The 14,478-nt window shown below is 52.5% G+C and carries 6 protein-coding genes; 5 read left to right on the top strand and 1 reads right to left on the bottom strand.

Annotated features, from left to right (window positions below):
* Nucleotides 1-2 precede the first annotated feature (2 nt).
* On the bottom strand, nucleotides 3-7,079 hold the full coding sequence (locus tag U8T64_RS12205) for an S-layer homology domain-containing protein (RefSeq protein WP_322183851.1): 7,077 nt from the start codon (nucleotides 7,077-7,079) through the stop codon (nucleotides 3-5).
* 575 nt (nucleotides 7,080-7,654) lie between these two features.
* Between U8T64_RS12205 and U8T64_RS12200 the strand changes: the two genes are divergently transcribed.
* From U8T64_RS12200 to U8T64_RS12180, 5 genes are all read left to right on the top strand, one after another.
* Nucleotides 7,655-9,523, top strand: a complete 1,869-nt coding sequence (locus tag U8T64_RS12200) for an RCC1 domain-containing protein (protein ID WP_322183849.1) — start codon at nucleotides 7,655-7,657, stop codon at nucleotides 9,521-9,523.
* Nucleotides 9,524-9,848: 325 nt separating this feature from the next.
* Nucleotides 9,849-11,246 carry a glycine--tRNA ligase gene (locus U8T64_RS12195; RefSeq protein WP_322183847.1) on the top strand — a complete coding sequence of 466 codons (1,398 nt, stop codon included), beginning with the start codon at nucleotides 9,849-9,851 and terminating at the stop codon, nucleotides 11,244-11,246.
* Nucleotides 11,247-11,995: 749 nt separating this feature from the next.
* Entirely contained in the window at nucleotides 11,996-12,901 is a 906-nt protein-coding gene (locus U8T64_RS12190; RefSeq protein ID WP_322183846.1) for a helix-turn-helix transcriptional regulator, read from the top strand.
* Between the two features lie 302 nt (nucleotides 12,902-13,203).
* Nucleotides 13,204-13,539, top strand: coding sequence for a DUF3795 domain-containing protein (locus tag U8T64_RS12185; RefSeq protein WP_322183844.1), 336 nt, complete (start codon nucleotides 13,204-13,206; stop codon nucleotides 13,537-13,539).
* A complete protein-coding gene (locus tag U8T64_RS12180; protein WP_322183842.1) occupies nucleotides 13,536-14,096 on the top strand; it encodes a flavin reductase family protein in 561 nt (186 codons plus the stop codon). The genes U8T64_RS12185 and U8T64_RS12180 overlap by 4 nt, the downstream gene beginning before the upstream one ends.
* Nucleotides 14,097-14,478: the final 382 nt, after the last annotated feature.

Raw genomic sequence — 14,478 nt, 5'->3', positions numbered from 1 at the left:
GGTTAGGCGATACCCGCCGCACGTAGGACATATGCATAAGCCCAATGCCTCTTATCGATATCAATAAATGGACAATAGGCGTACTTCTGAATGTTGGTGCGCTCCAGGTCGTTCAAAGCGTTCTTCGTGATCATCACGATCAGCTTCACGGCCTCCGCCCTGGTGATGTGCTTTTCCGGACGGTAGGTGCCGTCCTCATAGCCGTCTGCTACCTTGGCTTCCGCCAGAGCTTCAATATACTTTTCATACCAGGCACCGGGCCTTACGTCCTGGAAGGTGCCCGATTTTCCTGAAGTGAGCTTCGCGGCGTCCGCCAGGATCCTGGCCGCCTCGCCTCTGGTGATATAGGCGTTTGGCCGGAAAGTTCCATCACCATAGCCGTCTATGATCTTCAGCTGCTTCGCGTAGGCAATGGAATTGGAATACCATCTTCCCTGCGCTACGTCCTGGAAGGCTTTTCCGTAATTTTTCTCGGAATCAAAGCCGCCCAGGGCCCTTACCACCATGGAAACGAACTCCGCTCTGGTGATCTTATTTTCCGGGCGGACAGTCTTATCGCCATAACCCTCCAGGAACCTGGTGGTGGTCACATCTTTATAGACCGCTACGTAGGTGATATCGGTAAACACGGCTATCTGCGTGGCGTCTACCACCATCTCACCGTCTGAGGTCCAGCCCACAAAGCCGTAGCCCTCCACTGTTTTCACACCCGGCGGGTTCTGGGGCGCTTCGCCGGAAGTGATGGCAATTTGGCTTTCGCCTACCAGCTTTCCGTACTCTCCGGCATCAAAGGTAACGGTCACTCCGGTGTTGTTGTAGGGCCGGTGAACACTGATCTGGGAATATTCGTATACCCAGCGGGATTGATCCATCATATACCGGGTATCGATCACCAGGCACTGCAGCAGGATCAGCTTATTGGTATAGAAGCTTTCCGGCTGTACCGTCAAGGTAGTGGTGCTGTCGGGCGCGTCGTTTTTCAGTACCAGGAACTGGCTGGGCGGCCTTTCGTTGCCCTTTTCGTCCAGCTCCACATTATAGGGCAGGTAATTTCCGCCCTCGTCCTTCTCCGGCAGCATCAGGCTCCACTGAATGGAAACGTTCCCGGTGTAAATTCCGCCGTACTGGTCATAGATCGTTGTATAAACATAGTCCTGAATGGGATCTTTACTGCCCGCCATTACGAAATCTTTGCAAGTGCGGTTGATCTTCACTGTATAGGGGCGAAGCTCTTCCTGAATAATGGGAACTGTCAGTTTCTTAAAGCCAGCCTCGCCCAAGGGCTCATAATTGGCTGTGAAAGCCAGCTTCTCAAGACAATCGCACTCGGTATAAACGGTAAGCTCTCCGGTAAGCCGGTCAAATTCCGCGATCAGGGTTTTTGTTCCGGTCTCGTCCTCCGGGCCGCTGTACTCCACTCGGTATATCTTGTATTCGATGGGCAGATTGCCGTTTTCGGCGCTTTCGCCCCGTTTGTAGATCTCCTCTACCAGAATATTGTTCAGGCCCTCCAGCACGGACCGATCCAGATCCATTGCGATCTCAGCATCTTCCACAGGAGCACCGTACTGATCATACACCACCGGATCAAACTGATAGACCACAGACTTATCCTTCGCATAGGGTCTTTGCAGGGGCGTATCCACGCCGTTTTCATCGGCCCCGGTGATATACAGATAGGTGCTTTCCGGCTCCTCGCGGTTCAGCCGCAGGGTAACTGTTTTGGTAAAGTACCGGTCCTCGGCCTGATTGCTGGTATGCAGCCGCAGGGTCACAGTGTGGCTCAGCTGCCCGGCAGGCACCGCCCGGTTCGTAATGTTAAAGGTAACGTCCTCGCCTTCCGCGATCCCGTCTCCGTCAGTATCGCCAGTGGCAAATTCCACGCCGGTATGGTCGCCCACAAACTCCCACAGGGGGTGATACAGGGCGGAATCAGACCGCATCCAGGCGCCGTACTGGTCTACCACCTCGGCGCGCAGGGTAAGCTGATCGGCAAAATCTGGATCCGGTTTATTCGCCATCTGCTTATTGTTCCAATAGGGGATATCAAACCGGTACTGGTTGGTTTCCGCCAGATACAATTCATAAGCATAGGCGGTACCCTTGCTCAAAACCACCAGCAGGGAGCTTTCGTCCCGAACGTTTTCCGGTTTTCCATGAGGCGTGGCCTGCAAGGTCACCAAAAGGCCCGTTACGGTGGAATTCACGTACAACGTTCCCCGGCTGGTACCGGCCGCCTGCGTCAGCCGCAGCCCCGGCGCTGTTGTAACAAGCTTGATATCCGCTGTTTCTTCCGGCATTTTTCTGCCGTACTGGTCGTAGACCTCGGCATCTATAATGATCTCCTTGGCGGCGGCGCCCTTCGGCGGCACCACCGGCTTTACCACGCCGTTTTCTATTACAGAGCCCTCGCCCGCATCGGTCATTACAGGTACCGCATAAGCAGGTGCGGCATCATCCAGATCCAGATGAATTTTCAGGTCCTCATACACAGTGGTGTCATCTTTCGCGGCACCCCGCAGGGTAAAGCCCACGTCTGCGCCGTTTCGCAGATCCTGCAAAGCCTGAGCTGTATAATACAACCGCACCATTCCGGCATATTCATCATAGATCTGCGCCTGTACTCCGGGGCTGGCATTTTCTACCGTCCACTTTACCATTTTGGAAATGGGGTTCGTAAACTGGTCCCGAACGACCCATACAGCCGTATAAGTCTCATAGCCCTGCCCGGTCTGCGCGGGAAGGGGAAGGGTAACTTCATTCCCCGCCGGAATAGGCTGCACCGTTCCGGAAGAATTTTTGATTCCGGTAAATTCTACCGCTCTGGGCTCCAGCGCTTCGTCCTGACGGAGGGAAAGGTAGAGCGTGCTCCGCAGAGAGCCACAGGCCGCTACAATAGGCACAGAACCCGGAGAAGCGGTGTGATCGATGGTAACGGTTTTCGCCGTGGTGTTTACGGTAACACCCTTGGGCAGCGGAGTGGTGTAGCTCCAGCTGACCGGCGCGTTTTCCAGAACAACACCATACTGATCTCTCACATAAACTACCAGCGGCACCGTTACTGTTTTCCCGTTTTCCGGGATTTGCACGCCGTTGTTATAAACCTCCATATCCTGCGGGAAATACAGGCGGTCCGGCACAGAGGCGTCTCTCGTGATCTTAATAGTCTTGGTATTCCGCACACTGTTGGCGCCGACCACCGTCACAGTGATCTCCTGCGGAATATTGTTGGCCAAGGTAGTGCTGGAGAACCGCAGCCCTCCCCCGGCCGTGAAGGTCACCACGCCCCGGGCGCTGTAAGAATTGCTGCTGAGGTCGTGGGGGATATCTCCCGTCTCCATATCGATCATTTCACTGGGGTTATCCGGGTTTGGCACCTGCGTGGTCCGATACAGGGTGGCATCGGGGAATTTCACCGCATCCAGCCGCCAGGCCAAATCTCCCTGCTGGAACACCTGATCATCGCCATACTGTGTGGTACCGGAAGCGGTCAGATATTGCAATACAGCTCCTCCATCTGTACTGAACACATAGGGAACTTCCGTTTCCTTGATCTCCACAGAATCCGGGCGGGCAGGTTCGCGCCGCACCTCTACCGTAATGCTTCGGGAACGGCTGCTTCCGTTCTGCACGAAAACGCCGGTAATGGTCACATCGCAGTCCGCTGCGCATTTCTTCACGGTCAGCGCCCCGGTGCCGCTGTCAACGCTGATATCTCCCGCGGCGGAGGCAGGGGAAACTGTGTATCTCCATCTGGCGCTGTAATCTGCCATCAAGTCTTCGTACTGGTCGTACACCTGCACCGAAGGAGTATAAGTTTCGTCCCTTCCATTTTTTGTGGAAGGCGTGATCTCATTTGTGCCGTTATAGATCAAATTTTGCACAGTAGTGGGCTTGCTGGGCTCCCGTACAATGTTCACCGCTACCGTATTGGAGCGGCAGGAGCCAAACTGGGCGTAGATCTTAAATTCAGAGGTTCTTGCCGTGGTGTCTACCGTAACATGAGTATTGTTAGCGCCCGTCAGGGAAACTCCATCGGGCAGCTCCCCTTCTACATAGACGCTCCAGGGATCGTAATGGACCCCTTCCTGGTTCAACCTGCCACCGGGCGCATACGCTTCCTCCACCGCGCCCCAATCCCACTGGCTGCCGTACTGGTCAACAGGAACTACGTCCAATAACCGGTCAGCAGTGCCCTCTGCCTTCAAGGGCACCATAATGGTGTACCCGGTCTGATGGGCAGGGGGATAAATTGCGATCTGCTGAAGGCTTCTGGGCTTTCTCGTAAATTGGAACTGATATTCCACAAACCGGGTTTCCCCTTCAAAGGCAGCGGTGATGCGCAGGTTGAAGCGAGCCCCCTCCAGCGTGTTGCTGTTATAGGTAAATTTCCCCTGTGTGTTCATTTCCTGTAAATAAACACCCTGAGGAGCTCCGCCGTCCGGGTAAGAAAGCTCATAAGAAATGGTAAAACCTTTTTGTCTGGCCTTTGCCACATCGATAGCCCCATTGGCGTCCTGGCGAAGCCCGGAAACCAAGTCATGCCTCAAAAGCTCTTCGGGCATCACGTCCTTATCCCGCCACTGATTTGCCAACTCCATAATACGGACATATTCGGTATTGGTGGCAACCTTGTTGTCGATATTGCGGGCGGGCACCTCATAGCTCAACTGATAAACGGTGCCTTTTATGCCGTTTTCCTCTACCTCTTTCATACCCAGCATTTGGTAACTATTGGTCAGAGAGGTGCGCATATAGGAAAGCCGATCCTTTGGCTTGCTGACATAAACTGTTTTTTCCTCCGTGATCTTCGTTCCGCCCGGCTCTGTATAAGTAGCCCGAAGGATATGCTCTCCTTCTACCACATCATTTACACTTGTATCGTCCCTATATATAATAGTATACGAATTTCCTATTCCCCGAGTGATCTCAAAGGGACAGCTTTTTCCAAACGCAGTATAGATTTTCTGTGTATTCGAAGTGGGAACCAGCTCCAAGGCAGGCCATTTATCCTGATAAGCAGCCTGGTACTGATCGTACAGGAAACCATAAAGGCTGGTTCCCTGAGAAATTACATCCTTGATCGTTTCCTGGCCGGAGCCGTCCAGCGCCGTATTGCCCACACAGAAGCCCTCCACCGGTTCTCCGGCAGAGTTTGTCACGCTGCTCACCAAATTCTCCGTCTGCGTGCCTACCGCAGACGGAACTACAGTACCCTTATACAGGCCGATATCGATCATATCTCCATGGATCGCTTTTCCATCCATTTCAAAAATCGCCCGAATGGCAAACCTGGCTTTTTGCCCGGTGATAACCGGACCAGCAGCTTCGGTGTGCCAAAGAAGATTATCCAGATTGGCAGCCTCATGAGTCACATGAAGCTGAGGCGCGGCCACATCTGTACGAACGATTTCCTGCTCAGGTCCTTCCAGGAATTCATCCGCATAGGTGATCTCCGACGGCACCATATCCAGCGTAACGCCTACCGGTGCTTTCATAAAGTATTCGTCCAGGTTGGGATCTTCAGGATCTAATACCTTATATACTACCCACAGCTTTTTCCCCACCAGCTTCGAGCCTTCCAGCTTGGGGTCTGTCAGGGTAGCTTCCTTTACACGGTAATATTCCCCGTTGACGGTGGGAACCAGCTTTCCTTCTCCGCTTTCCTCCGTGACCTCACAGCTTTCCAGGGAAATATCATCGTTCAAAATAAATTCCCATTTGAGCCCTGTAAAGAAACCCTCAAAATCGTCATGCTCCGGAGAAGTCGTGCCCGAAGTCTCCGTGCCCGCGTAATACTTCAAAGCAGGTCTTTTGCCGTTCCCCTGATGGCCCTCCGGAATCCAGTTGCCCTCTGTATCGTTCTGCTGAGACTGCTCATAGGTGGGAATATCATATCGGGGATACCGGCCGCTTTCGATCACCACGCCGGAAGAATTGGTCGGTCTTTGGAAATCGGGATCCGGAATTTCAATGCCCTGGCCGGGATGCTCCGGGTCTTCTATGGTGTCGCCGCTGACAGTATTGTTATTGCCTACAGAGAGGCTTCTTACTAAATATTTAACATTGACATTATCATACCAAACACCGGGAGCCTCTTCTCCCGCAATGCTCTGCGCGGGATTCCGGCTCCATGTAGTGCGGGAAGCGCTGCCATTCTTTCTCCAGGTGGAAAGCTGCGGCTCATCGTAATAATAATAGGCCTCGCCCTCCTGAGCTGAATAATATTCATCTCTGTACTTCTGAATAAAGCCCGCGCCGCCCATGGCCAGGGAAACCTTTTCTCCGGCGGAGTTCTCATAATAGAACTGATCTACGATCTCCTGAGCTTCCTTGGCTGTCTCGGGAACGTGAATAGAGCCGGAAAACAGCATCTCTGTACTCTCAGCAGGGTTCATGTTGTCATAGCATTGAAAATCCAAATCAATTACTGTGACATAGCCCTCTTCATCGGGCTCCGGAAATTCACCTTCGTTAAAGTAGAACTGGAAATAGCAGTCCAGCATGCTGGTATTCCCCTGATCCTTCCGGGCGCCGGATACCAAATATCCTGTATAGCGGGAATACAGGTTCTGAGAGCTCATGGCCATTTCAAAATCTCCCGTATCGGAGATGATCTTTGCCTTTTCCGTGGCCAGGAATTCCTGTACGGCCTGGGGCATGGTGCTGCGGTTGGAAAGTACCGCCGCGATCTTTCCATTATAAGCCCGGATCGCTCTGCGCTCTTCTGTCAGAAAGGGCGGCTGCGGATCCGCACGGGGACGGGTAATGGGAACTACCCGGTTTCCATCCGTCTGAAACACGAACACGCCTTCCCGCACGGTTTCATTCCGTGCGCCGGGCTCCGGCTTGATCTGTAAACTCATAGTGAGAATACCGGTAGTCGCGTCAAAGCCGGTCTGCACAAAGCGCATCCGGGTATCCGGAACCGCGGCGGTTTCTTCCGTTTCCAAATCAGAAAAAGGAGTCTCCTCTTCCGCTGTTATTTTTAACGCCTGCACAGCAGGAACCACCGGCAACCCGTAGACCGCCAGGAGCAATGTTAATATGAGTGCGACCACCCTTTTCCACTGTTTCATTGAATTCCTGCCTCCTCAAAACACTTTGTTCTCCGGGAGCAGCTTTCCTGCCGCTCTCCGAAAAATCAACATTCTGTAAATTTCGTTCCCTATCCCGCAAGGTCTTGCGGTTTCTTTTTGCCAAATGGGCACAGCACCCCTATCATTTATTACATATACTAACATTATATCCAAAATGGAAAAAACGTCAATATTTTTCCGCAAATTTTCTTGCTTTTTCTTTGTGAAAAATTCAGGAAAGCAACTGCTTTCTTCTGAGAAACCACGAAAATTTCTGTGGGAATTTTCAAAATTATACAAAATGTAGAGGTGTTAGGATTTCCTGACTCTAGAAGCGGTAAAGCTGCGATACAAAAAATTTTAGAATCGCGCTATACGCTCCGTAATTTTTTCAAAAAAACTTGGTTTTTTCGGAGAATTCTCCATTGACAACGGAAATTTTATCCCCTATAATAACGTCGAGTAATTCTATAACTATGGCCTTTTTCCGTTTTTTAGCTTTATGAGGTCTTGCATACACTAATAAAGTACAAAAGCGGATCTGCTGGATACTAACAATAAGGAGGGAACCTGATTTGAAACAAAATTCTCATCATCCATCTGGCGGAAAGCTTCGCGGCCTGTTTTGTCTGGGCCTTGCCGCTGTATTGGCCGCTGGGATTGCCTTAAACAGCACCGCTGCCGGTACCGCGCCCACGCAGTACGACATTTCCGTATGGAGCTCTCCCACCCACACCGCCGCTCTTTCCGGCGACACGCTGTACTTCTGGGGAACCAATGAGCGCGGTCAGTTCCCCGGTTCAGAACTGGTTTATTCCCCTGAACCGACTCTTGTGCAACGCGGAGTAAAAGATGCTTCCGTATCCGTTAATCGCACTTTGACAGTATCCTCTGACGGGCAGCTCCGTTCTTATGGAATTGAGCCCGCTACTGATATTGCCGCTCCCAAGGACGGCCTTGTGTTGGCAAGAAATGTCGCTCAGGTAGAGGCTGAGGATCTTTTTGCCGCCTATATCGATAAAAAGGGCGCCCTTTACACGTGGGGACAGAATGGGTCCTTTCAGCTGGGTACCGGCTCAGTGGAGTCCTCTGCTGAACCTATCCGAATTTTGGACAGCGGCGTAAAAAAGGTCAGCCTGGGTAATTCCTTTGGCTTGGCCTTACTGGACGATGGCTCTGTGTATGGCTGGGGTAACATTTCCTCTCTTCTTCCGGATTCCGATGAAAATTCCTCAGAAGGGGCTATAGATCATCCCGTGAAAATAGCGGAGAATACACAGGATATCAGCACTGGAAAAATGCATGCATGTCTGTTGAAAAAGGATGGATCTCTGTGGGCCGGCGGCGACAACACCTTCAGCCAGATCGGCATAGAAGATTATTCCTCCAACGGTCTCACGCAGGTCATGGCTGGAATTCGCTGCGTCAGCGCAGGTTCTTATCACAATTTCGCCGTATCCAATGACGGTGCTGTCTACGCTTGGGGCTACGGTATGTTTGGTCAGTTGGGCAGCGGCAATACTGAACGCTACAGCACCCCCACGGAAACTTCCTTTGATTTCGTGCAGCTGTTTGCCTGCAGCGACAACACCTTCGGTGTATCCACCGATGGCTCGCTGTATTCCTTCGGAAACAACACCAACTACCGCCTGGGCAAATCCAACGGCTCCGATTCTCTGCTGCCCGTGCGCATTCTGGACCAGAAGATGAATTGGGTCTATACCGATGAGCCCGAGTCCAATGAGCCCTCTCACGGCGCGGACAACAGCGGCGATCTTCCCGATCACTCCGATAACGAGCCCTCTCAGCTGCCTGACGACAGTTCCAAAGAGCCTGAGATCGTCAGTGTTCCCTTTGTCAGCGGCTACGAAGACGGCACCTTTAAACCCGATAAAAACGTGACCAGGGCCGAATTCCTCCGTATGTTGGTTTCCGCCCTCTGTGAGGATTTCGATCCTGATCACAATTACGGCACCTGCTCCTTCTCCGATATTCCTCTGGGCAAATGGTATGAGAACTACATCGCCTTTGCGGAACAGAAGGGCCTGGTGGCAGGCTATGAGGACGGCACCTTCCATCCGGAGGCCTCTATCACCCGCGCTGAGGCCAGCAGCCTGGCTGCGGCGATTTTGAAGCTGGACATTGCTTCCGCTCCTTCCGCTAGCTTTACCGATGTAGGCGTGAAAAACTGGGCGGCTCCGGCCATCAACGCTCTGGTAGAGAAGGGGATCCTGCATGGCGATGGAAACGGCAAGTTCCGCCCCGGCAGCCCGATCACCCGTGCGGAAGCGGTCATTGTGGCAGCCTCCGCCGCCGGCTTCCAGCCCGATTCCGATACCGTGGAGCAGCTGACAAAGAGATTCCCCGAAAGTCCCTTTAAAGACGTTCCCACTTCCAAGGGCTATTATGTGTATCTGCTTCGTGCGGTAGGCTACGCGCAATAGTTTTCCCCTTTCAACGGATTATTTCTATTCCCTATATTTCCCTTATTCGGCAGACTGGCATTGTCCAAATGGACAATGCCAGTCTGTTTTTTCGTCCGCCCATTGCGGTCTTCGATTTTTCATTGCATTCGCCGGGGAAAAATGCTATACTGAAAAAACACCGAGCTTCATTTCCGGCACCAGAAAGCTTAAGGCGCCACCGCACAATTCCCGGTTAGCGCCTTAAAATTTCAGCGGCTTTCTCGTTCGGTTTTTTAGCGAAGATCCCACAGGGCGCTTCCGGAAAACGGTAAGCGGCCCTTTTGAAAAAAGGAGCGGGTAACATATGAATCAAACGGAAAAAACCATGGAAAAAATTGTGAACCTCTGTAAAACCAGGGGCTTCATTTTCCCCGGCAGCGATATTTACGGCGGCCTTGCCAACACCTGGGACTACGGCCCCCTCGGGGCAAGGCTCAAAAACAATGTAAAGGACACTTGGCGAAAGCGCTTCATTCAGGAACGGAAAAACAGCTATGAGGTGGACGCCGATATTCTGATGCACCCCCGGGTATGGGAGGCCAGTGGCCATGTTGCCTCTTTCTCCGACCCTCTTTTGGACTGCAAGGAATGCAAAATGCGCCACCGGGCCGATAATCTCATCGACGATTTCGACCCTGAGGCCCACGCCGACGGCATGACAAAGGAAGAGATGTTCCAATATATCAAGGATCATCACATTCCCTGCCCCAACTGCGGCAAACACAATTTTACGGATATCCGGGAATTCAACCTGATGTTCCAAACCTATCGCGGCGTCACCAACGACAGCAAAAGCGTCATTTATCTGCGCCCGGAAAACGCCCAGGGGGAATACGTCAATTTCCTGAATGTTCAGCGCACCATGCGGGCAAAGCTGCCCTTCTCCATCGGGCAGATCGGCAAGGCCTTCCGCAACGAGATCACCCCCGGGAACTTCACCTTCCGTACCATCGAATTTGAGCAGATGGAATTCCAGACCTTCTGCAAGGAGGGCTCCGACGAGGAGCTGTACACCTATTTTAAGGAGTACGGCAAGCAATATTTTGAGGATCTGGGTCTTCCCGCGGAGCACCTGCGCTTCCACGACCACGAAAAGCTGGCCCATTATGCCAAGGCGGCCTGCGATATCGAGTTCCTGTTCCCCTTCGGCTGGGGCGAAATCAACGGCACCCACAACCGCACCGATTTCGATCTCACCCGCCACCAGGAATACAGCGGCCAGAAGCAGGAGTATCTGGACCCGGAAACCAACGAGAAATTCATTCCCTATATCATCGAATCCACTTATGGGCTGGACAGAACAGTGCTGGCCCTGCTGTGTGAGGCCTACGACGAGGAGCTTTTGGACGCGGAAAAGAATGACAGCCGTGTGGTTCTGCATCTGAACCCTGTTGTGGTCCCCTATAAGGCCGCCGTGCTGCCCCTTTCCAAGAAGCTGGGGCCCAAGGCGCTGGAAATTCGCGACCTGCTCTCCAAGCACTTTATGACCGATTACGACGAGACCGGCTCCATCGGCAAGCGCTACCGTCGGGAGGACGAGATCGGTACGCCTTTCTGCGTCACAGTGGACTTCCAGACTGTTGGCGACGAGAATTCTCCTGCCGACAACTGCGTTACCGTTCGCGACCGGGATTCCATGGAGCAGGCGCGCATGCCCATCGAGGCGCTTGTTTCCTATCTGGAAGAGCGGATCCATTTCTAAAAATCACCAGCGCGGCGGCGGTTGCGCCGCGGGCACTCGTGTCCCTACTTGGTGCGAAAGGATAGTTTCTGACCCGGCCAGAAGATTAAGATGGCAAATTGTAGTTTGCGGCGAGACGCCGCGGCCACTCGTGCCCCCACTTGGTACGGAAGTTTGGCTTCTGACCCGACCGGAAGGTTAAGATGGCAAATTGTAGTTTAACGAACCAATCGTTAGCTGTTAGCTGTTAGTTGTTAGTCGTTAGAAAAGGGAACGCTCTCTCTTTTGTCATTCTGAGGAACGCAGAAAGCTATAGCTTTCTTGACGAAGAATCTCGACCTTGATTCCGGAAAAAGGGCAAAGGACGAGATTCTTCACTTCGTTCAGAATGACAGGTGGAGAGCGAGCGGGTAACCGCTAAATTATAGGTAACCTCTAAAAACTCATTGTTCCGATGAAACGATTTAGAAAAATCGGCCTTTTACAGGCTTTACAAGTGCATTTTTCTGAGTTTTTAGAGACTCCCTATAGTTTATCGATAAGGAAAGGCAACATGCTGTAGGGACAGCCCTCCGGGCTGTCCGGGGAATTTGTACGTAATTTGCGGACAGCCCAGAGGGCTGTCCCTACATTTAAAGCCTGATAAATTCATATTTATCAGGCGTTGGTGATAACCCTTATACTGCCAGCAATGCTTATGCCCTTGACCTTGCTAATTGCTAATTACTAATTCCCCCCCGTCCGGCATCCGGTAGAAGGATTTTACGCTTATGAAAATTGACAGACTTTTAGGTATTCTGGCGGCGCTGCTGCGCCGGGATAAGGTCACCGCACCTTTTCTGGCGGAAAAATTTGAGGTGTCCCGGCGCACCATCAGCCGGGACATTGAAACCCTTTGCATGGCGGGCATTCCCATTGTCACCGAGCAGGGCCGAAACGGCGGCATCTCCATTGCCCCGGGCTACACCTTTTCCAGGCAGCTTTTTACAGAGGAGGAGCTGCACGCCATTCTTTCCGGCATTCGGGGGATCGACAGCGTCTCTCCCGCCCCCCACCGGGCAGTGCTGGAGGAAAAGCTTTCCCCTTCGGAAAGGGGCTCTTCGCCCTTGCTGATCGACCTCGCCTCCCATTATCACGACAGCCTGACGGAAAAAATTTCCCTGTTTCGCCGGGCCATCGACAGTTCCTTGCTTGTCACCTTCCGCTATTACTCGGAAAAAGGAGAGTCGGCCCGCACGGTAGAGCCCTATTACGTGGTTTTTCAGTGGGGGGACTGGTATCTGCTGGCCTGGTGTACGGAAAGGACGGATTTCCGGCTTTTTAAGCTTTCCCGGCTGTGGGAGCCGCGGCTGACCTCCACCGGCTTTTCTCACAGAAGGGTGCCGGAGGAAAAGCTGGATTTTGAACAGACCTGGCAGGAAAACTACCGGCTGGAGGCCGTTTTTGACCCAGAAGTAAAATACCGGCTGATCGAGGAATACGGCCCCGGCTGTTTTTCCACAGAGCCGGACGGCCGCCTGCGGTTTTCCGTGGACTTCACCTTTTACAGCTCCATGCTTTCCTGGGTGCTTTCCTTTGGAAGCAGCGTTCAGGTGCTCTCCCCGCCAAAGCTGCGGGAGGACCTGAAAAAACAGGGGGAATTTTTTCTTTCCCACTATGCAAAACAGGACAGTTAGCTGTCCTGTTTGAGCGTGTCGAAAAAGCTTTTCGCCCCGCTCAAACCTCTTGAAAAAATCTATGATTTTTCCAAGAGGTTCTGATTGAAACGCGAGAGAGGGACCCTGATGGTCCCTGGAAGCTGCAAAGCAGCTTTTTCACACTCTTCCCCCTTCCGTTTTTCATAACTAGAAGCTCAACCTGAAACAGGACAGTTAGCTGTCCTGTTTTTTCTGTTATATTAAATGACAACATATCCTGCCGTCATACTTTGAAGCAGGCGGGAGAAGGCCCATATTTTTTCAAAAAGGAATGGTGTGAAATGAGTAAGCTTCAGGATTTGAAACAGGAGATCACCACATACTGCGGACTGGACTGTGTCGGCTGCGAATTTGTGGAAAGCTGCCACTGCGGCGGCTGTATCGCCACAAAGGGGCGGCCCTTCCACGTCTCCGCGGATCAGGAAGCCTGCGAGGTGGCAAAATGCGCCATGGAAAGGGGCGTCACCTTCTGCGGGGAATGTGAAAGCTTCCCCTGCGAGCTTTTGCAAAGCTTTTCCAACGACCCCGAGCACGGCGACAAGCCCCAGGGGGCCAGAATCCGCCGCTGCCGGGAGCTGATGGCGGCACTGGAGCGGGAAAAGGGCGGCGCCCTGTGAAGCGCGAGTTCTTTTCCTATCCGGAAAGGATCGAGCAAAGCTCCCTGTACGGCTTTTCCTGGATGGAATATGTGACGGCGATCCCGTCTCCTCTGGTGGCCGTATCGAGCTATAAAAGCAACGGCAAGCCCAATGTGGCAATGCAGTCCTGGTGTACCTTTTCAGGTGGTTCGGACGGATTTTACACGATCTTTGCCAATGTCCACAAGCGGCAGCACATGTACGTCTCCGTGCGAGAAACCGGCTGTCTGGTGGTAAACTTCCCCTCCCAGAAATACTTTGCCGCCTGTATGCGCTCCATTCATCAAAATGATTTTGACACAGATGAGATCGCCGCTTCCGGCCTTTCCGCAGAGCCCGCCGTAAAAGTAAACGCTCCCAGAATTCAAGAATGCTTTTTGAATTTGGAATGCGAGCTTGCCTGGGAAAGAGAGCTTTTTCCCGGCAGCGACAGCATGGTATTGTGCGCAAGGGTGGTGACGAAACACGCTATCGCACTGAAAAACCGGGGCGCTATGGCGAAACGGGCTATCTTTATAACCTTCGCTCTACCCTGAACCCGAAGACCGGAGCCAGAGACAGGGCCGCCCTGGGCATTCTCCAGGCTCTCCCTCCTTATGACATTTTGTAAAATGACGCTCTTTTTCTTTTCAATTTGTCAAGTAAACCAAAACAGCCGCCGCAAAATTTGAACTTTTGCGGCGGCGACTTTTTTAGGCGCTGGATACCCTGGAAGCTGGACAGATGCGATAAATTATGTTTGGCGAACTAGGGCTTGTTTGAAAATAGAGAAAATGGCGGATTTTTGTACAAGGCGAGATGGTTTCAAGGCGGAAACCGCAGGACAGGCTGACGCCTGTCGAGGATTTCCAACGCGGAAATCCGTCCGCATTGTGCAAAAAGACGGCGTTTGCGATTTTTTAAACAAGCCCTGGTTGT

This window comes from Neglectibacter caecimuris (genome assembly GCF_034335015.1).
In the GTDB taxonomy this organism is placed as follows: Bacteria; Bacillota; Clostridia; order Oscillospirales; family Acutalibacteraceae; genus Acutalibacter; species Acutalibacter caecimuris_A.
Note: the sequence above shows the minus strand (reverse complement) of the source record. Positions and strands in the feature narration are given on the sequence as shown.